The organism is Larkinella arboricola, assembly GCF_003259745.1.
Lineage (GTDB): Bacteria > Bacteroidota > Bacteroidia > Cytophagales > Spirosomataceae > Larkinella > Larkinella arboricola.
This window is the reverse complement of the sequence record NZ_QLMC01000001.1, coordinates 1161780-1183506: the sequence shown is the minus strand read 5'-3', so window position 1 is coordinate 1183506 and position 21727 is coordinate 1161780. Positions and strand designations below refer to the sequence as shown.

The following is a 21727-nucleotide window of genomic DNA, read 5'->3' as shown; positions in this document are numbered from 1 at the left end:
ATCCCGGTTCAGGACGGTTTTATTCGGTTTTCAATGACTTTACCGGATTCATCAAAGCCGCCTTGACACTCTGGAAACTGATGGTAAACAGCGCAATGAACAAGGACGCTACCACGGCAACGGCAAACATCCACCACTCAATGTCGATGCGGTTGGCGTATTTTTCCAGCCAGCTACGCATGGTCCACCAGGCTACCGGCAGCGCCACCACCGAGGACAGCAATACCAGTAGCAGGAAGTCCTTCGACAGCATCAGCACGATGTTGGTTACGCTGGCTCCCAGCACCTTCCGGATGCCGATTTCCTTGGTTCGTTGTTCAGCCGTAAAAGCCGCCAGGCCGAACAGTCCCAGGCACGAAATAAAAATCGCCAGAAAGGCAAAGTAATTCGCCAGTTTGCTGATGATGTTCTCGCTCTTGTAATAGGTACCAAACTCCTGATCGGTAAACTTGTATTCAAACGGATACCGTGGATTGAATTTCTGAAACGTTTTTTCCAGACTGGCCAGGGCTTCCCGCGTCTGGCCGGGCTGAGTTCGGGCCAGCACTACCCCGTCAAATTCTTTGCGTTGCATGTGCAGAATCAGCGGATCAATGGCCACATGCAGCGAATTGATGTGGTAATCTTTCACTACGCCGACAATAACACCTTTACGACCCCAGAACGTCAGTTCCTGCCCCACCGGATTTTTGTAACCGATTTTCCGGGCCGCGGCTTCGTTGATAATGTAATTAGTGGTGTCGGTGGTGTAAGCGGGCGAAAAATCCCGACCTTCCTTCAGCCGGATGTTCATGGCCTTGAGGTAGCCGTAATGCACCGCCGTCTGGTTGAACAGAATCCGTTGCGTGGTGTCCTTGCCGCGCCAGGTGACGCCGATGGTCGAACTGCCCACCTCCAGCGGATCGGACCACGAAGCCGAAATTTCCTGAATACCGGGCTGCGTTTTCAGTTCGTTGCGGAAGGTCTCGTAGTTCTTTTTCAACTCTCCTTCCAGCGGCATATACACCAGATTTTCTTTATCAAACCCCAGGTTTTTGGTCTGGATATAGCGAATTTGCCGGTAAATAATAATCATCCCGGCAATCAGCATGATAGACAGGGAAAACTGAAACACCACCAGCCCTTTCCGAAAAAATCTGGCACTCGGCTTGAATTTCAGAACGCCTTTCAGCACCACCACGGGCCGGAGCGACGACAGAAACAAGGCCGGATAACTGCCCGATAGCAAACCGGTTACGAGCGTCAGGCCCAGCAGGATCAGCCAGAACGTCGGGTCCTTCAACCGAAACGTCAGGTGTTTTTCCGTCAGTTCATTGAACATCGGCAGCATCAGGGCCACGACCACAACCGCAACAAAGAGCGCCAGAAACGAAATCAGGAGGGATTCGCCCACAAACTGCGCCATCAGCGACTGCCGCATGGCTCCCACCACTTTCCGGACGCCCACCTCCTTGGCCCGCTTCACCGACCGGGCCGTGGCCAGATTCATGAAATTGATGCAGGCAATGATCAGTATAAAAATCGCTACCACCACAAACATCCGGACGTACTCGATCCGGCCGCCGTTGAGCTGGCCGTTTTTGAAGTTCGAGTGCAGATAACCGTCACTGTTTTTTTGCAGAAACAGCTCGATGTTGTTTGTTTGCTGATTGGTTTTCTGCTTGATATAATCCCTGATTTTGGCCGAAACTTTCTCCGGATTGGCTTTTGCGCTCATCAGCACAAACGCCCGGGGACCGTTGTTTCCCCACTCTTTCACCCAGGGATTTAGTTTAACAAACCGCTCCCACGAAATCAGGTAATCAAATTTCAGGGTGTTATTCTCCGGCAACTCGGCCATGACGCCCGTTACCATCAAATCGTCGGTATTATCCACGCGAATCGTTTTGCCAAGCGCATCCTGACCGGGGAAATACTTGTGGGCCAGTTTTTCAGAAATAACAATGGCATCCGGCCGGGCCAATGCGGTGCGAAAATCGCCCTGAAGCAGCGGAAATGAGAAAATACTCAGGAAATCGCCACTGGCATACCGGCCTTTTTCCTTGCCAAAGGTGTTGCCCACGGTCAGCAGCATATTCCCTTCCCAGGTCATCATGGCCGCTTTCTCGATCTCCGGAAAATCCTTTTTCAGACTTTCGGCCAGAATACCGGGCGTTGACGGGGTAGTTCCTATATCCTGCCCGGCCCAGGCCTGGTTTTCCATGACCCGAAAAATCCGGTCGTCGTTCGCATGAAACCGGTCCATCGAAAGTTCGTCCTGCACCCAGAGCAAAATGAGCAGGCTGCACGCCATACCAAGGGCCAACCCCAGGATGTTGATCAGCGAAAACGTTTTATTACGCAGCAGATTCCGCCAGGCGATTTTGAGGTAGTTCGTTAGCATCTTCGCAGTTAGGGTTAAGAGTTATGAATGAAGAGTTAAGAGTGATGAGTTGGCGGACGCATTAATGCTTAACTCATCACTCTTAACTCATCATTCTTCATTCCGAGCGCAGCGAGCGAACCGGGTTCATCAGCGCGGCTTTGACGGACTGGTACGAAACCGTCAGGAGCGCAATGAGAATAGCCAGCGCAAACACCCACCAGTCGATCTCGATCCGATAGGCGAAATCCTGCAACCACCGGTTGATCGCGTACCAGGCCACCGGTGAGGCAATCAGGATAGCCACCAGCACCAGTTTTAAAAAATCCCGGGAAAACAGGGTCACAATTTTGAAGTAGTTAAGTAGCATAGTTGTAAGGCGTCTTGAACTGGAATTACGCAGATGGTTTATTCTGCACGCAGAGACTTCACCGGATTCGTCAGTGCGGCTTTCACCGATTGAACCGAAACCGTCAACAGGGCAACCAATCCGGCCAGACCACCGGCTACCGCAAAAACCCACCCGTCAATTTCAATTTTGTACGTGTACTCCTGCAAAAAGCGGTGCATGGCGTACCAGCCAATCGGCACGGCAATTGCAAAAGCGATCAGGACGAGCTTGAGGAAATCTTTCGATAAGAGCGAAACGATGCTGGTGACGGTTGCCCCCAGCACTTTGCGAACACCGATCTCCCGGGTCCGTTGGGTAACCACAAACGATACCAGCCCGAACAAGCCCAGGCAACCGATCAGAATCCCAACGGCAGCAAAGAGCGTCAGGAAGTTGGCTATTTTGCGTTCATCGTCGTAGAAAGCCCGAATGTCCTGATCCAGAAACCGGGACTCAAAATAGTGATTGGGAAAAATCGCTTTCCATTCCTCTTCAATGTGCCGTAAAGCCGCCAACGGGTGCCGCGAATCGATGCGAATGCTGGCCTGCTGAAAATTCCAGTCGGCATATAGAAAGATATGCGGCACAATGGACGACCGCAGGCTCTGCGAATGATAGTCTTTCACCACACCCATGACCGTAAATGGCTGATTGTCGCCCAGATAAACCCGCTCCCCAATGGCTTTTTCAGGATTTTTATAGCCAAAATCCCGGGCGGCTTTTTCGTTGATAACCGCCACGGCATTCGTATCCGCCCGGGTCCACGACCGCCCGGCCACCAGCGGAATTTTGAAGAAATGGAAGTAGTTCGTATCGACGTATTGCATCCGAAATTCGTTCATGCCGTTGGGCAGGCTGGGATGGTGAACGGTTCGCCACCACCAGTTGTGGTTGCTCGACGGCGTGGTCAGCGCAAAGGCCACGTCTTTTATTTCCGGATGCTGAAGCAATTGCCGCCGTAACCGCTCCCGCAGAACCCCTTTACCCCAGTCCGGCACGTCGACCGTCACAACGGCTTTTTTATCAAAGCCCAGGTCGGTTTCGTAAAAATAACGAATCTGTTTACTACCAATTAAGGTGCAAATTACCAGCACCTGAGCAATAACGAACTGCGTGACTACCAGCGACGAACGTAGCGAAATACCGTTAGGTCGTGATAAGGCAAACCGTCCCCGTAACACCTTCACGGGTTGAAAACCGGATAGCACCAGTGCCGGATAAAAGCCCGCCAAAGCCGTTACCACAACCCCCAGAAGCAACAGAAACGCGACGGTATTTTCGTCCCAAACCTCCGACTGCGCGACCTGCGTATTGAGTAACTGGTCGGCGTACTGAATGAACTGCGTAGCCAGCAAACCGCCCAACCCGATGGCGGCAAACACTAGAAAAGCCGTTTCCCCGAAAAACTGGATCATCAGTTGTTTCCGACTGCTACCCAGCACTTTCCGAACGGCAATTTCACGGCTCCGCTGAACAGCCTGCACGGTGGCTAGATTCACAAAGTTGATGCAGGCAAGCAGAACCAGAAACAGACCAATGGCGGTCAGCGTATTGAGCATCCACTGCGCAATGACGTAATTGAACGGATCCGGATCGCTTTCCGTGTTGCGATGAACGTCCGAAAGCGGCAGCAAACCGTAGCCCATAGCGGACGAATCAGTCTGGTGTTGCCGGGCCAGCTTCGTTAGCGCAGCTTCAACGGCAGCCGCCGAAACGCCCGATTTCAGCACTACATAACCGTGGTGCATCGAATCGCCCCCACCCCAGTATTCCTCGCGGTTAAATTCGTGCCGGATGCGTTTCAGGGTTTCGCGGGAAGCCATCACCTGAAACTGAAATTCGGTATTGACCGGCATTTTGCGGATAATTCCCGACACGACCAGATCGATCTGGTTATTCAACCGAATGGTTTTACCCATTGCTTCGCCGGTATTGAAAAACCGTCGGGCCGTGGGCTCGTCCAGCACCACCTGACCCGGTTGGCTAAGTGAGGACCGGGCCGATCCGGCTAGCCACTCCACATCAATCATTTCCAGAAACTGCGGGGGCGAAAAAAAGACATGCTTCACATTAAAAATGGCCTGCCCGACCCGTAAGCCACTGGACTCGGTGCCGTAGACATTGGCCGCATCGTCAACCCCCGGAATCTGTTCTTTCAGCGCCTTGACGACCCCCTGCGGAACATAGGTGCTCTGTTCGCCGTAGCGGTCCTTCGAAATGATTCGATACAACCGGTCGGCTTTCGCGTGATACCGATCAAAACTATACTCAAACCGTACAATCCAGAACAACACAATTGCTACGCCCAGCCCCAGCGTCAGGCCCGTGATATTGATGAGCGCATAACTCCGGTTCCGGATGAGACTGCGCCAGGTCGTTTTGAGGAAGTTGCGAAGCATCTTTCTAGTTATGAGTTATGAATGAAGAGTGATGAGTTGGCGGACGCATTAATGCTTAACTCATCACTCTTAACTCTTCATTCCTTATTCCGAGCGCAGCGAGCGAACCGGGTTCATTAAAGCCGCCCGGATACTCTGGAAACTGACCGTCACCAGCGCAATCATGCCCGCCAGCAACCCCGCTATCGCAAACATCCACCACTGAACCTCAATCTTGTAGGCAAAGTCCTGAAGCCATTTGTCGGTAAAATACCAGGCGATGGGTGCAGCTAGCAGCAGCGCCAGAAAGACCAGTTTCAGAAATTGCAGCGAGAACAGGCCGAAGATATGGGAGGTTGAAGCCCCCAGCGCCTTGCGGATACCGACTTCCTTCGTCCGCGACTCGGCCATGAAGGCCACCACCCCGTATAATCCCAGACAGCCGATAAAGATGGCAATACCGGCCAGCAGCCGGAACAGCGAGTACAGCCGTTCTTCGGCCGCGTAGAAGTTGGCAATGGTTTTGTCGAGGTATTCAGACTTAAACAGAAAATCCGGGAAGGTTTCCGACCAGGCCGCTTCAACGGCCACCAGCGTTTTTTTCACCTGCGCCGAATTGCCCGAAATCTGAACGCCCAGATTTCCGTAAGCACCCCGGTGGGTTGTCAGGATGCAGGGTTCGGTTTGCTGGTGAAGTGAGAACGTATTGAAGTCTTTGACAACCCCCACAATCGGTAGCCGCCGATCGTTCAGCAAAACGGTTTTATTCAGAATGTCCTGAGGCTGCCGAAAACCGAGTTTAGCCACAAACCGCTCATTCACCACCACTTCCCGCATGGTGTCCGCCGGTAAGTTGACCCGGCCCGCAATCAGTTTCAGGCCGTAGGTATGAATATAGGAGGTGTCGGCGGGGCGCATCACCACGCTGTAGTCTTCGGGTTTTTCGCGATTTTCGAATTGAAAACTCGTCCACCAGTTGCCCCGCGCCGAGGGCGACGAAATGCCGAAGCTCATGGAGCCGATGCCGGGCAAACCCGTCAGTTTGGCCCGCAGCGATTCAAGTTGACCCGGTTTTTTTTCCGGAATGGGAATCATCACGACGGCATCTTTACGGAAACCCAGGTCGGCATTTCGGAAATAATCCATCTGGTTGTAGACAATTACGGTTCCGATAATCAGCGTCTGCGAAATAGTAAATTGCAGGACGATCAGGCTCCGGCGAAGCGTTAACTGCCCGCTGCCCATGCCTTTGATCTTGCCTTTGAGGGCCAGCACCGGCTGATAGCCCGACAATACGAGCGCCGGGTAAAAACCCGCCAGAACCGTGGTTAACACCGCCAGCAGCACCAGAAAGCCCAGCACAACCGGATCGGTAAAGAAAGAAACATCGAGTTTGATAGTGAGCAACTGAGCTACGGATGACAGCGAAAGCTGGGCAATCAGGAAGGCTAGCAAAACCGCCACCCCGGTCAGAAAGCCGGTTTCGCCCAGAAACTGCCGCACCAATTGCAGCCGCGAACTTCCGAGCACCTTTCGAACCCCCACTTCCTTCGACCGCCGGATAGCCTGCGCCGTGGCCAGATTAACGAAGTTGACGCAGGCCGTGACCAGCAGAAACAGGCCAATCAGCGCCATCGCCCAAATCATTTCCTTGCCAATGGTCCGCTCGTTAAAGCTCGACATTTCTGTCGCATAATGAATATCAGTCAGCGGTTGTAGCTCATACCGTTGATCGCGGGCTTGCTCTTCACTCACGTGTTTCCGCAGAAAAGAAAGCAACTGCTGCTCCATAGCAGCCTCCGAGGTCGTTTCTGGTAACGTCAGGTAGAGCTGCGCGCCACTGTAGGAAGAACCCCAGTCGTCCCAGTTGGTGTTGGCACCAAATTGTTTCAGGGAAGAAAAGGACAACAATGCCTGAAACGGAATGCTGCTTGTTACCGGCGGGTTCTTCACGACCCCGGTGACCAGAAAATCCATCTTGTTTTCTACCTTCAACGTGCGGCCCATCGGGTCGGCATCGCCAAAATATTTATGCGCCAGCTCTTCCGACAGCACCACCGTACCCGGTCGGTTCAGGGCCGTGACCGGATTTCCGCTAACCCATTCGTAGTCAAACACCCGGAACAACTCCGGTTCGGCAAAAGCAACCGTTCCGCTCTCTTCCTGAAACCGGCGCAGATTGCCTTTGGAGCGGATATCTTCAGCCGCCACAACCGGACTTCTGACATCGTGGATAAAGGTAACCTGCTGCTTCAATGCCGGAAAATCCGTCCGCAAACCGGCCAGCACCGGCAGCGGAATTCCCACATTGTAGCCGTCTTCCGGTTTGGTAAAATGCCGGATCAGGCGGTAAGTCCGGTCGGCGTTGGTGTGGTGCCGGTCGAAACTCAGTTCATACCGGATCACGACAAACAGCAGCAGGCAGCAGGCCAGACTGAGCGTCAGGCCAATGATGTTGATGACCGAATAATTCCAGTTGCGCCGAAACGCGCGGAAGGCGGTGAGAAGATAGTTCTTTAGCATTGTTGTTACTGTTGTAATCCGGGTTCAGATTATCTATTCACTTTTAAGACTTTTCACCGGGTTTGCCAGGGCGGCTTTGATGGACTGATAGCTAACGGTTAAAAAGGCGATGATAACCGCCACCAGCCCGGCGGCAACAAACAGGCCCCACGATAGCTCAATCCGGTATTGGAACGTGCCCAGCCATTTGGTAATCGCCCAGTAGGCCAACGGAGATGCCAGCACCAGCGCCACCAGCACCAGCTTCAGGAAGTCTTTCGACAGCAGCGAAACAATACTACCGACCGATGCGCCCAGCACCTTCCGGACGCCAATTTCCTTCATCCGCTGCTCAGCCGTGAAAGCCGCCAGCGCAAACAGACCCAGACAGGAAATAAAAATCGCCAGCGTTCCGAAGTAATTGATCAGCGTGTTGACCTGCTGCTCACTGCGGTACATTTGCTCGTAGGCCTCGTCCAGAAAGTGGTATTCAAACGGATAGTCGGGGTTGAACTCCTTGGTTACCTGCTCCAGTTCAGCAATGGCTTCGGCGGTTTTTCCTTTTTCCGTCCGCACCAGCAAATAACTCGTATTCGTCGGAATCAGCGTCAGCACCAGGGGCGTAATGGGGCTGTGCAGCGATTGCAGGTGAAAATCTTTCATCACCCCGATAATCGGCCCCTTGCCCATCCAGAAGCCCACCTGCTGGCCCAGCGGGTTTTTCATGCCCATCATTCTGGCCGCGGCTTCGTTGATGATGTAAGACGCAGAGTCGGCTTTACGGTCGCTCGAAAAATCCCGGCCCGCCACCAGCTTGATGTTCATCGTTTTCAGGAAATCGTAGCCTACCGATATGGTCGATACGTCGTCATAATGAACATTCGGTTTTTTACCGGCCCAGGTCAGGTCGCCCGAAGTGGCCTGAATGTTCATCGGCAGACTCATGCTCACCGAAGCCGACGAGATTGACGGGGCTCGAATCAGTTCCTGCCGAAAAGCTTCCATGCGGTTGTAGGTTTCGCTTTCGAGCGGCACATACAGCACGTTTTCGCGGTCGAGCCCCAGGTTTTTGGTGCGGATATAGTCCATCTGATGCGCCACGGCGAGCATCCCGATGATCAGAAAGATGGATAGCGTAAACTGAAAAATAACCAGCGCCCGACGAAACATGGCGGGTCCGGCACCAAATTTTATTGTACCTTTCAGAATGCGAATCGGTTGCAGTGACGACAAAAATAGCGCCGGATAACTACCTGACACAAACCCTGTTACCAATACCAACGTCACTACCCCTAACCAAAGCACTGGGTCCGCCAGATTCAAGGTAAGCTGTTTCGTAAAAACCGTGTTGAAAACCGGCAGCACCACTGACACGATGCCCAGCGCCAGAAAAACCGCCAGCAGACTCGTCAGCACCGACTCGCTGATGAACTGCCCGATCAGCGATGACCGCAGTGCCCCCACCACTTTCCGGACGCCCACCTCTTTGGCCCGCTTCGCCGAACGCGCCGTGGCCAGGTTCATGAAGTTGACGCAGGCAATCAGCAGAATGAAGACGGCGACTACGGCAAAAATCCGGACGTATTCAATCCGCCCGCCCACGGCCTTACCGTCTTCGTATTCCATGTACAGATACACGTCCTTCATCGGCTGGAGCGTCGGCCTCGGCACCTCTTTCCAGTTGGTATTCCGGCGGTAAATGTCTTTCATATTGGCCTCCGCTTTCGCCGGATCAGCCTTCGAATCGAGCCGGATAAACGTCATGAAGGAGTTGTTTCCCCAGGTTTTTTTCCAGTCCTCTTCCTGTACATCATAATTGATAATCCAGTCGAACTGGAATGTCGACTGGCTCGGAATATTTTCCAGCACCGCTCCAACGGTATAATACGTCGTGTTGTTGAATTGCAGGCGCTTCCCAACGGCATTGGTCGTTCCAAAAAATTTCTCCGCCAGTTTCCGGGTAATAATAATCTGATCCAGTCTGGAATGCGCTACGAAAGGGCTTCCAAAAAGGGCGGGATAGTCGAACACCAGAAAGAAGTCTTTCGTGGCATAAAAGCCGCGTTCTTTGGTGGATTTCTCCCCCACTTTTACAAGCATTTCTTCCGGAAACTGCATCTTGGTCGCGTAACGGACCTCCGGCACATCGCGTTTCAGAACGCCCGCCATTGGCCCCGGTGTCAGCGTCCCGGTATAAGTTTTGCCTTCGTACGTGCTGCTCGTGCGCACGAAGAAAATTTCATTCAGGTGGGGCAGGAATCGGTCATGGCTCAGTTCATCTTTCACCCAAAGCCCAATGAGCAGGCTACAGGACATCCCCAGGGCTAACCCAAAAATGTTGATAAAGGAGAAGAGCTTGTTTTTCAGTAAACTTCGCCAGGCAATTTTGATATAATTTCGCAGCATGGTTAAGACGGGTAAGGCTTGTTTCTTTCGTATCCCAAACGGTATACCAGAAATCATAAAATACTAACTACCAATACCTTACTATTAAGCCAAAGAAATAAACTGTCCGCAAACGGACGGTTTTGCGGACACCTGCGGACAGCCAACCCGGTTTTGTTCGGGCCCTTACTTCACCACGAATTCAACCCGACGGTTTTTCGACCGGCCCGCTTCTGTCGTATTTTCGGCTACGGGCTGCGTCCCGCCGTACCCTCGGGTTTCAATCCGCTGGCTGTCAATACCGTTCCGGATGAGGTAGGTGGCAATCACTTTCGCACGGTTTTCGGATAAAGCCAGATTCAGGCGCGGGTCGCCCACGTTGTCGGTGTGCCCGCCAATCGCAATTTGAAGGGCCGGATTCCCGGTCATGGCCCGGACCAGCCGGTTCAGTTCCGCGTACGATTCGGGCAGCAAACGGTATTGACTTTGCTCAAAGAACACCTCTTTCAGCACTAGTTTGTCGCCGGTTTTCAAAGCTTCAAACCGTTCAGGAACAATAACGGGTGCCGGAATGCTGGCCGCTACAACGGGCGTTTTATTGGCAACCGGGTTTGGCATCACCGAACTCCGAACGACAACCGGCTGGGGTTTGGGCTTCACCGCTACAGGCTTCTCAACGGCTTTGGCAAGTACGGGTTTGGGCGGTTGGTAGTTCGGACGGAACAAAAAGTTAGTAGTGACAACCGTATACGCCGTCTGTTTGGGCGGCATCCAGAACAGCCGGATACTGCCGCCGTGTACATCATTGAAATAATCGACCCGGAAATCGTAATACTGACCCGCTTTCAAGCTGATTTCGCCCTGAAACGTCTTTGAGTCGTTGAGACTCCAGACATCCATGACCTTTTTACCGCCCACCCAAAGCCGAATACCGTCGTCGACTGTCGCCGTAAATTTGTAGACGCCGGTTGTGGGTGCGTACAATTTCCCGGTCCAGCGGACGGAGTAGAATGAATGTCCGATTCCCGGCCCTGGCGTCGACCGCCACTCCCAGTCAAAATCAATTTGCGGGTCTATGCGGGTGAAGACCTTTCGCTGGTAGCTGGTCCCGTCGAAATACTCCCCTTTCAACCCGTTTCCGGTTGTTGTTTTCGATTGGCCGGTTGCGGTCTGCGCCAGTAACCAACCCATCACTCCCCAAAGTAAACACCGCGCTACCATAGCCCATGAAGTGAAGAAGTATGAGTTAAAAGGTACGCATTAAAAATAAAAAAGTCCAGTATCACACGCGCCCATTCTTTACTCTTACTCCTTCATTCTTAACTCTTTATTCCGAGCGCAGTGAGTTCACTGGATTCATCAGGGCCGCCCGGATGCTCTGAAACGAAACCGTTAACAAGGCAATGACAAGCGCCAGCCCACCGGCCAGTACGAACACCCACACACGCAGGCTGATGCGGTAGTCGAACTGCTGGAGCCAGTCGTTCAGGAAGTAGGCCGCCAGGGGCGACGCCAGCAGACCGGCAATAACCACCAGACTGACAAATTCGCGGGAAAGCAATCCCCATAAACTGGCAACACTGGCCCCCAATACTTTCCGAATACCAATTTCTTTGGTCCGCTGCTCGGCCAGCGAAGCCGCCAGCCCGAACAAGCCCAGACAGGCAATGAAAACCGCCAGGACCGCAAACACGCCCGCCAGCGTGCCAATCAGTTCTTCCTGCTTAAACTTACGGTTATATTCCTCATCGACAAACTGATAATCAAACGGATAAGCCGGATTGAATTGCTGAAAAATCGGTTCGATACGCGCCAGAGCTTCGGCGGTATTGACGTGAGCCGCCAGCCGGAAAATGGTGTAATTTTCGAACGGAAGACCGGTCAGCAGCATGAGCGGAGTAACAGGCGTGTAGGGCGATTCGATAATTGAATTTTCGACCACGCCCACCACCCGAAGCTTCTGACCGGGATTCCAGACCAGGCTCATTTCCTGATTGAGCGGTTCGTTCAGGCGCATGGCCCGCACGGCGGCTTCGTTCAGAATGACCGACAGCGAATCGGCCCCGGTCGGGCTAAAATTGCGGCCACGTTTGAGCTTGATGCCCATCGTTTGCAGGTAGTCCGGCGATGCCGAAATCAGATTAAGCCGCATGATCTCGTCGGGTGCTTTGCCCGACCAATCCACCCGTGTATCACTCGTAATGGTCGTTGCCGGGCTGGATGCTTTGGTCACCTGTTCGACCACGCCCGACCGGAGCAATTCGTTACGCAAGGCGTTGTAATTCCGTTGCAGATCGCCGGTTAGCTCAACCGTCAGCAGTCGGTCGGGATTGTAGCCCATCGGACGGTTTTTGGCGTACTGAATTTGCTCATAGACCAGCATGGCACTGACGATGAACGCAATACAAACCGTAAACTGGACGACAACCAGCACTTTTCGGGGCCAGTTGGCCGTTCGGCCCGCGTGAACCCGGCCCTTCAGCACCCGCACCGGATTGAAGCCAGAAAGATAAAAAGCCGGATAACTCCCCGCCAGCATGCCCGTAATACCGGTAAAACCCTGCGCCAGCAGCCAGAAACCGGGTTCGCTCCACGGAAAGCTGAATTGTTTTTGCGTAATTCCGTTGAAAACCGGCAGCAGCAGCCACACCAGTACCAGCGACAGTACAAACGCCAGCCCGGCAATCAGCAGCGATTCGCTCAGAAACTGGCCGATCAACTGCGACCGAAACGACCCCACCGACTTCCGCACGCCTACTTCCTTTGCCCGTTTTTCAGACCGGGCCGTCGCCAGATTCATGAAGTTGATGCAGGCAATCAGTAAAACCGCCACCCCCACCATGCCGAAAAGCCGTACGTATCGGATAAAACCGCCGGTATTCTGGCCATTCTGGAATTCGCCGTACAGATGCCATTGAGCCACCGGATGCAGAAACGCTTCGAAGATCGATTCCGGATTGTGGCGCTTGATGATGCCTTTCAGTTTGGCGTCCACGGCGGCCCGGTTGGCGTTCGGGTGCAGTTCAACCAGGTACTCAATCAGGTTGTTGTTCCAGTCGGTCCGGCTGGCCTGCGCCCAGGGCAGATTTACCTCAAGGTGCCGGAAGGGAACCAGAAAATCAAAGTCCCAGGCCGTATTGCGGGGCAGTTTTTTCAAAACGCCACTTACTTTCAGGTCAAACTGGTTGTCGAGCCGCACGGTTTTTCCGACCGGATCAGTTTCATCAAAAAGCGCCTGGGCGGTTTCTTCGGTCAGCACCACCGAATTCGGGTCGCGCAGGGCCGACTTCCAATCGCCGGACCGCATCGGAAACTGAAACATCGCCAGGAACCCCTCGCCGACGTTCTGCACTTTTCGCAGCACTTTCCGTTCGCCCACCTGAAGAGCCGTTTTACTCTGCATCCTTGCTGGCAGGTTCTCCACCACCCGTTTGATTTCCGGCACTTCGGTTCGCAGCACATCCCGCAGCGGCAGCGCGGCATTGGCCTGGGTAGTGGTTTCGCCGTTGGCCGTCCGGTTCAGCATGATCCGGTACAGATTGGCTTCGTTTTCGTAAAACCGGTCGAAGGTCAGTTCATCCCACACCCAAAGGCCGATCAGCGTTGCCACCGCCATCCCGACCGCTAATCCGAGGATGTTGATGAAACTGAACCCCTTGTTTTTTCGCAGACTGCGCCAGGCAATTTTCAGGTAATTTTGGAGCATGTTTGTACGTCTTGGTTTAAGCGCCAAGGTACGTACAACCGTCAATTTCAGGCCGTTAAAAAATGTTAAGCTTAGGGAGTTATGAGTGAAAAGCTTTGCGTCAGCCAACCACCCGGTGCCCCTGTCTTCACGCTTAATTCTTTATAATCATTATTTTAGCCCATCATACCAGTTCTTGTTTCTTAAAACCATGAGTCAACGGCTCCGATCAGCGGCTTTCTGTTTTGCATTAACGTGTTTATCGTTCCAGAGTCTGCGCGCTCAGGAAACCGTGCCGGTCGACAAACGCTACACCGACGAGATTAAGGCGCTGGCGAATCGTCCGGCGGTCAAGGCGGTTTTTCAGACCTTTCTGGACCTCGAACCGCAAACCAAACAGGACCTGATTACGCTCACCGAAATACCGGCTCCGCCGTTCAAGGAAGAAGCCAAAGCCAAAAAATATGCCGCCATGCTCAAAGAAGCCGGGGCGGATTCAGTCTGGACCGACGAAATCGGGAATGTGATTGCGAAACGCAAAGGCCGCTCCGGGAAGAAAACCGTGGTGGTCGAAGGGCATCTGGATACGGTTTTTCCGGAAGGTACCGACGTGAAGGTGAAACAGAAGGGCGACACGCTCTACGCGCCCGGTGTGGGCGACGATACCCGCGGGTTGGTGGCGATTCTGACGGTTTTGCGGGGACTGGAAAAAGCCAAGATTGAAACCGATGCGGATGTCTGGTTTGTCGGGACGGTGGGCGAAGAAGGGCTGGGCGATTTGCGGGGTATGAAACACCTGTTTAAAACGCACGGTTCGAAGATCAATGCCTGCATCTCCGTCGATGGCGACGGGTTCAGCGAAATCGTACACCGGGGACTGGGCTCCTACCGATACCGGATTACATTCAAAGGGCCGGGCGGGCATTCCTACGGCGCGTTCGGTATTGTCAACCCGCACAGTGCGCTGGGCAAAGCGATTTATTACTTCACCAGTGAAGCCGACAAATTTACCCGGCAGGGCATCAAAACTACTTACAGCGTCAGCGTGATTGGCGGTGGCACGTCGGTCAATGCGATTCCGTTTGAGTCGTGGATGGAAATTGATATGCGCTCCGAAAGCCCCGAGCGACTCAACGGCATCGACCAGTTGCTGCAAGCCGCCGTTCAGCGGGCGTTGAAGGAAGAAAACAGCCTGAAACGCAGCGGCCCGGATTTGACCGTCGATGTTAAGAAAATTGGCGACCGGCCTTCGGGCAAAATCGAACCGACGGTTCCGCTCGTTCAGCGGGCGATGGCCGTTTCTACGTACCTGGGTGCCAAACCCCGGCTCGACGTTTCATCGACCAACGCCAACACACCCATTTCGTTAGGGGTTCCGGCCATTACCATTGGCAGCGGGGGCACGGGCGGTAACGTCCACGCCCTGAACGAATGGTGGCTGAACGACAAAGGGCATCTGGGTTTACAGAACGTACTGCTCGTGATGCTGGCCGAAGCGGGAATGAAATAACAAGAGCTAAAAGCAGCGGGCCATAACGCTATCACGCGTCAGCGGTTCAATAGGCTCCGACCCGCCTAATCGCTTATTTCCGCGCGTTCGACAGGCCCAGACTCCGCTCGGTGTCGGCAATCAGCCGTTGTTTTTCGGCTTCGGATTTCCCCTGCACGTTGAGCGTCCGCTCGAAAACGTGTTCTTCGCCGTCCAGTTTGTATTCGTATTTGAGTTTCAGCCGGCTGTTGTCCGAATCTTCAATCACGGTTTTGGTATAGGGCGTGCCGTCCGGGGCCACGATGACGTTTTTGGGCAAGTTGCCATCCTCGTTTCGAGAACGGTTTACAGTGCTGGCGTTCCGGTTTACGGTTGCCACTTCGCCTGATTCGTACCGGGGCGGCCGGGTATCTCGTGAAAACGTGGGCGCTTTGGGCGGGCGCGGAGGGCTCACCACCACGTGCACACCCAGCGAATCCTGAATATGGCTGATCAGATAGTCCTTCTCCTCTTTGCTCATGCCCGTCGCATCAAACTCCTCATCGTAATGAACCTCCCGGTTGGGCTGTTCTACGTCGATCTTTATACGTACAGTTTTGCCATTATCGCTAATGCTCCGGCTGATCGACGAGCGCTCCTGCCCGACGGCCACGACACTGATTCCTAGAAGTGCGAGGGTAATTGCTGTTTTCATTGTGTTTACTGTTTTGGAAACTATCTTGAACTCGGATTCAGGGGATTATACGAATCAACGGGCACTTTACAGAAGTTCAGGTCAAGACTCTTTTATACTAGTCACCGGATTCATCAACGCGGCTTTCACCGACTGGTACGACACGGTCAGCAGCGCAATCAGAACAGCCAGGCCGCCCGCCCAGGCGAAACTCCATCCTTCCAACCCCACACGATACGCGAAATCCTGCAACCAGCGATCCAGTGCATACCAGGCAACCGGCGCAGCAATGATAATGGCAATGAAAACTAACTTGAGAAAATCTTTGGAGAGCAATAATACCACGTTAACGACAGAGGCACCCAAAATCTTGCGTATGCCGATCTCTTTTGTTCGCTGTCCGGTGGTAAAGGTAACTAAACCAAACAGTCCCAGGCAAGAAACCAGCACGGTTAATGCCGCAAAACCGTTAAAAACCGTCGTCATCAACCGATCTTTCGTGTATTGCGCTTCCACCGATTCGTCCAGAAACTGATAATCGAACGGGTGCGCCGGGTAATGACGCTGCCAGATTGCCTTCACCACCGGCAGATGTTCGGGTTTAACGTTCACCATCAGACTGGTCGCCGGAAACGTGTTGTAAATCAGCACCAGCGGCTCCACCAGATTGTGCAGGGAACGGTAATGGAAATTTTTGACGACACCAACCACTTTCCCCTTGTGACCAAATCCTCCGATGGTCTGCCCGACACCCTGCTTCCAGCCCGCCATCTTTACAAACGCTTCGTTGACGAGAAACCCGCCGTTCCAATCGGCTTTCCGGTCAGACGACAGGTTCCGGCCCGCTTTCAGCCTGATGTTGAGCAACGGCAAAAACTGGTCGTCGATAAACAGGTAATTGCTCATGATTTCGCGCTTCCGTCCGTTGCTGACCAGGTTGGTGGAAGCCATCGGCAGCAAACCGCCCGTCGGCAACCCCGACCCCAGCGTGACCCCGCCCATTTCGCTCCGGTTTTTCAGGCTGTTGGCAAAGGCCGTAGCCCCAGCCTGAGCGGTCGAATCGTCGGGCAGGTGGACGCTCAGGATGCGCTCTTTCGTAAAACCCAGATCATGATTTTGCAGAAAATTCATCTGTTGCCGGATCACCAGCACGCCCGCAATCATGCCAACGGCCAGCACGAACTGAAAGACAATCACCGATTTGCGCAGCCAGGCCCCTTTTCCGTAGGTTCCCAGGCGCCCTTTCAGCACCTCGACCGGGCGGTAATTCGACAGGACAAAAGCCGGATACAAACCACCCGCCAGCGTGATGAGACTCCACGTAAAGACCGTCAGCGAAACGGCTTCCGGGACCGAAATTTGCAGCCGGATGTTTAACAGTTCATTAAAAAACGGAACCGCCGTTAGCACCACGAGAACCGCCAGGCCAACGGCCATACCGCTCAGGAGCCACGATTCAAACAGAAACTGCCGAACCAGTTGCCCCCGTTGCGCTCCGCTGGCTTTCCGAACGCCCACCTCCCGGGCCCGTTCGGTAGCTTTGGCAGTCAGCAGGTTGATGTAATTGAGCAGGGCGATGGTCAGCACAAAAACCGCCAGAAATGCGAACAGATACCCGTACTGCTTATTGCCCTTGGGTGTGTCGGCCATCTTGCCCTCGCTGTAATGCACGTCTGTGAGCATTTCCACCGGAAAGCGGAGCGAATACCCTTCTGCCCCCATTTTCTTCAGCTCCGGATTGGCGTATTTTTCGGCGATCTGCGCCAGCTTTTTACTGAAGTCGGCCAGATTGGGCTGCTCCCGGAACAAAACGTAGGTGTAACAGGGGAAATCATCCTCCACCCACGAGCGGGTTCCCGTAAATTTTCTCGACAACAGGGCACTCACGGGCAGGTCGGTATTGCTGGGCCCATCGGCCATAACCCCCGTCACCTGATAAAGCTGCTTATCGAATTTGATGGTCTGCCCCAACACGTCCGTCTTCCCGAAGTAAGTGCGGGCAAACCGCTCCGTCAGGACCACGGTGTTCGGGTTGGTTAAGGCCGTTGCCGGATTTCCCGCCAGAAAGCGATAGGAAAAAACCGTGAACACATCCTGATCGGCGTGATACACATTCGGTTCTTTAAGCAGCTTTTCGCCATGCCGCACCACGCCCTCAAAAGGCGTTAGCCGGATGGCGGTTTCCACTTCCGGATAATCCCGTTTCAGGGTGGTCGCCAGCGGAACGGGGCTTGACGCCAGCACCAGGGGCGATTCCGGTGTTGTCATGGTGGTCGTGACGCGTACAATCCGGTCGGCCCTGGCGTGAAAACCGTCGTACGAAAATTCGTGGTTTACATACAACGCCATCAGCAAACAGGCCGCCAGCCCAATCGCCAGTCCGCCGACGTTCAATGCCGTATACAGTTTGTTGCGCCAGAGATTGCGCAGGGCAATTTTGAAGTAGTTGCGAAGCATCATTGTTGTTCGTTATGAGTGGACTGACGACTCTTCACTCTTAATTCTTAATTCCTCACTCCGACCGCAGGGAGGTGACCGGGTTCGCCAGAGCCGCTTTGACGCTCTGAAACGAAACCGTCAGCAGGGCGACGACAACCGCCAAACCACCTGCCAGCGCAAACATCCACCACTCGATGCTGATTTTATAGGCGAAATCGTTCAGCCATTGTTTCATAGCATAACCGGCCATTGGCGATGCGATCACCAGGGCAATGACCACTAGTTTGATGAAATCTTTCGAGAGCAAAGCGACAATGCTGGCGACCGACGCGCCCAGTACTTTCCGAACGCCGATTTCTTTGGTTCGCTGCACCACCATCAGCGACACCAGGCCGTAAAGGCCCAGCCCGCAGATCAGCATGGCAATCCCGGCAAACGTGTTGACCAGCCGGAAAAGCAGGCTTTCGGTTTCGTAGAATTTCGCCAGTTGCTCGTCCAGAAACTCATACTCAAAGACTTCATCGGGATAGACCTTCTCCCAAATCTTCTGAATTCGCTGCACGGTCTGCGCCGGATTCTGCCCAGCAATCCGGATGCCTACCCGCTTGTAGAACTCGGCCTTACTGGCAATGAAACAGGGTCCAATCTCGTCGCGCAGCGAGCGTTGGTGAAAATCTTTGACGACCCCAACAATGGGCAGCAAAACCGGCGACAGATGGTACTGCATCCGGCGGCCCAGCACCTGTTGCGGATTTTGGATGTTCATTTTCCGCAAAAACGCTTCATTGACCAGGTACTCCCGGAGCGTGTCGCTCTCTGAAATGTTCCGCCCGGCAACGAGTTGCAGCCCGTAGGTTTTCAGGTAATTGGCGTCGGCCAGCCGCTCGCGGATCGGAAATTCCGCCCATTCGTCGCTCTCAAACTTAAACGAGCCGCCATTCATCATCTGCGCCGACGGTGGCCGGTAGCTGGCACTGACGGTTTTGATTTCGGGATATTGCAGCAATTCGTTTTTGAACGTTTCCCGCAAGGATTTTTCGGATTTGGGCAGCGGCACCACCACGACGTTTTCTTTATCAAGCCCCAGATCGGCGTTCTGGATATAACGAACCTGCATAGCCACCACCAGCGACCCGATGATCAGAGCCTGACAAACCACAAACTGGACCACCACCAGCGACTGCCGAACGGAGTAACTTCCCAACGACCGCGTTGGAATTTTGCCTTTCAAAGCCGCCCAGGGAGTGAAGCCCGATAAAACCGCAGCCGGGTATCCACCCGCCAGCAGAATAACAACCCCGATGAGCAGGAAGATAAAACCAAGCATCAGCCCGTCGAGGTGCAGGGTCAGCGGGATGCCCGACCAGCGGTTAAAAAGCGGCAAACTGAAAAAGGCCAGTAACAGGGCCAATACCGTCGCGGTCAGCACGATCAGGGCCGTTTCGAGCAGAAATTGCCGGACCAGTTGCGCCCGCGTACTGCCCAGCGTTTTACGGATACCCACTTCTTTGCTCCGGCGCAGCGCCTGCGCCGTGGCCAGATTCACAAAATTGATGCAGGCCGTCAGCACCAGAAAAACGCCCACCAGCCCCAGCGACCAGAGCAACAACGGACGAATGGCCGTGGCCCCCGTGGCCAGCCGCCGAACATCGAAATGCACTTCCCGGAGTGGTTGAAAATGGAAATGAAAATATTTAGCACTTTCCCCGAACTGCTTTTTCGACAAGGCCGGCATAGCCGCTTCCAGATTACCAACAGCTTCCGGGTTTTTCAGCGTGCAGAAAAGCCGGTAATTGCTGTTGAGCTGGCTCCACTCGTTCTGATTGAACTGCGGGTCCAGCGTTTTGAGCGTCGCCATCGAAATAAACAACTGGATGTCTACGTCGGTCGTCCGGGGTGGATCGGCCAGAACGCCCGTCACTTTGGCATCCGTTTTATGATTGAGATTCAGCGTCTGGCCCATCGGGTCGGCTTCACCGAAGTATTTTTTCGCCCACGACTCCGTGATCACTACGGTATTGGGTTCGCGGAGGGCGGTTTCCGGATTCCCGCGTAGCCACTGATAATCCAGAATATCGAATAGTTCGGGTTCGGCCAGCCCCGTGCCGCTATGTTCCTGAAAACGCTGAGGGGCGGTTTTTCCGGGCTTCTGATAACTGACGATCAGCTCGCGGTTCATGATCAGAAAAGCCGCCTGATCGACCTGCGGATAATCGGTCCGCAACGTCCGGGCCATCGGCAAGGGGGCTTCGGGATAATATTCCACGGAACCGTCATCCAGGTGCAAGTCCGTTACGACCCTAAAAATGCGGTCGAATCGGGTGTGGTGCCGGTCGGTACTGAGGTGATACCGGATAAACAAAAACAGCAACAGGCCGCCCGCCATTCCGACTGACAGGCCCAGGATGTTGAGCAGCGTATAACTTCGTTGCGTAGTTAAATTCCGCCAGGCGATTTTCAAGTAGTTTTGCAACATACGTTCCGTCAGCAAGTTTCGCGTTGCGCCAAAGGTACTCTCAATCGCTTCTGAACGGTTTCGCCGGGGTGTTAATAAACGTTAAACCCGGTTCAGACGGCTTTTATTCACTCCGCAGTGACTTCGTCGGATTCGTCAGGGTAGCCTTTATACTCTGAAAACTCACCGTTGCAAACGCAATTCCAATGGCCAGACCGCCCGCCAGCGCGAACATCCACTATTCGATAGCAATTTTATAGTTAAAATCGGCCAGCCATTGGTTGCACAATGAGCGGACAGCTTGCGACGCCCACTGCCAGCCCAAACAGGTTACTGAACGAATAAACCGTGTGCGTCCGCAGATTTCGGAAGGCAATTTTGAGGTAATTCAGCAGCATCGGAATAAAGGAAATAGCGTTAACCTTTTCATCTAAGCACTAACTCACTGTTGGTAATCCCGCCAAGCTTATGCCACGCTACTATAACACTGACTGACAAGTCATTAAAACCATAACCGGTAAGATTACTGTCCGATTGCGGACGATTTTCGTACGGTAGCGGACAGGCTAATGCAGCATACGTTCCTTGTTTGCGCTCACGCAGAGAATCTCTGTATTCTTTCGTCTATTGACTTCTTTTTAACCAGTTTTTACTTTTTTTTAACTAGAAAGGTTAAATTATTTTAATAATTATTATTCTATTACTAATTTAACATTACAATTTTGGAAGTACACGACTATTAAATAGCACTATTCAAACAAAGCTAATAAACAGAAATGTCAGTTCGAAGCCAATTGGCTGACCTGGGTAAGCGGAGTGAAATAGTACTATTTTGACAAAAAATGCACTCATTAGCCTGTTTTGTCAAAAAAGTGTTCATTTCATCATTTAAATGTTCAGCGAACCATCTCTATTAATTTTATCACTTATGCCAGAAAACTACTATAATCGAGTACGTTCCCTCCCCC

General features: G+C 53.3%; 11 protein-coding genes and 1 pseudogene. 1 reads left to right on the top strand and 11 read right to left on the bottom strand.

The window, feature by feature from the left end:
- Positions 1-19 precede the first annotated feature (19 nt).
- The 7 genes and pseudogenes from LX87_RS04725 to LX87_RS04695 form a co-directional block, all read right to left on the bottom strand.
- The gene (locus tag LX87_RS04725; RefSeq protein WP_111626992.1) at positions 20-2383 is read right to left on the bottom strand and encodes an ABC transporter permease; all 2364 of its coding nucleotides are present in this window, start codon (positions 2381-2383) and stop codon (positions 20-22) included.
- 97 nt (positions 2384-2480) lie between these two features.
- Positions 2481-2711: pseudogene (locus LX87_RS04720) on the bottom strand (ABC transporter permease); the annotation flags it as partial.
- 59 nt (positions 2712-2770) lie between these two features.
- The gene (locus LX87_RS04715) at positions 2771-5152 is read right to left on the bottom strand and encodes an ABC transporter permease (protein ID WP_111626991.1); all 2382 of its coding nucleotides are present in this window, start codon (positions 5150-5152) and stop codon (positions 2771-2773) included.
- Positions 5153-5236: 84 nt separating this feature from the next.
- On the bottom strand, positions 5237-7654 hold the full coding sequence (locus tag LX87_RS04710; protein WP_111626990.1) for an ABC transporter permease: 2418 nt from the start codon (positions 7652-7654) through the stop codon (positions 5237-5239).
- A 33-nt stretch (positions 7655-7687) separates the two neighbouring features.
- Positions 7688-10039 (bottom strand): ABC transporter permease, encoded by a 2352-nt coding sequence (locus LX87_RS04705; RefSeq protein ID WP_111626989.1) that lies wholly within the window; start codon positions 10037-10039, stop codon positions 7688-7690.
- A gap of 165 nt (positions 10040-10204) precedes the next feature.
- Positions 10205-11209: an OmpA family protein gene (locus LX87_RS04700; protein WP_229310574.1), complete on the bottom strand. Its 1005-nt coding sequence runs from the start codon at positions 11207-11209 to the stop codon at positions 10205-10207.
- Between the two features lie 136 nt (positions 11210-11345).
- A complete protein-coding gene (locus LX87_RS04695; RefSeq protein WP_111626987.1) occupies positions 11346-13724 on the bottom strand; it encodes an ABC transporter permease in 2379 nt (792 codons plus the stop codon).
- Positions 13725-13914: 190 nt separating this feature from the next.
- Here LX87_RS04695 and LX87_RS04690 point away from each other — a divergent pair, with 190 nt between their 5' ends.
- Entirely contained in the window at positions 13915-15213 is a 1299-nt protein-coding gene (locus LX87_RS04690; RefSeq protein ID WP_111626986.1) for a M20/M25/M40 family metallo-hydrolase, read from the top strand.
- Between the two features lie 73 nt (positions 15214-15286).
- On the opposite strand, the gene LX87_RS04685 is transcribed toward LX87_RS04690, so the two are convergent.
- The 4 genes from LX87_RS04685 to LX87_RS28725 all read right to left on the bottom strand — a co-directional run bounded on the left by LX87_RS04685 (position 15287) and on the right by LX87_RS28725 (position 21157).
- Positions 15287-15886: a hypothetical protein gene (locus tag LX87_RS04685; RefSeq protein WP_111626985.1), complete on the bottom strand. Its 600-nt coding sequence runs from the start codon at positions 15884-15886 to the stop codon at positions 15287-15289.
- An 81-nt stretch (positions 15887-15967) separates the two neighbouring features.
- Complete coding sequence (locus tag LX87_RS04680; RefSeq protein WP_229310542.1) at positions 15968-18325, bottom strand: ABC transporter permease; 2358 nt, start codon at positions 18323-18325, stop codon at positions 15968-15970.
- A gap of 52 nt (positions 18326-18377) precedes the next feature.
- Complete coding sequence (locus LX87_RS04675; protein ID WP_111626984.1) at positions 18378-20780, bottom strand: ABC transporter permease; 2403 nt, start codon at positions 20778-20780, stop codon at positions 18378-18380.
- 239 nt (positions 20781-21019) lie between these two features.
- Complete coding sequence (locus LX87_RS28725; protein WP_170139281.1) at positions 21020-21157, bottom strand: hypothetical protein; 138 nt, start codon at positions 21155-21157, stop codon at positions 21020-21022.
- Between the last annotated feature and the right edge of the window lie 570 nt (positions 21158-21727).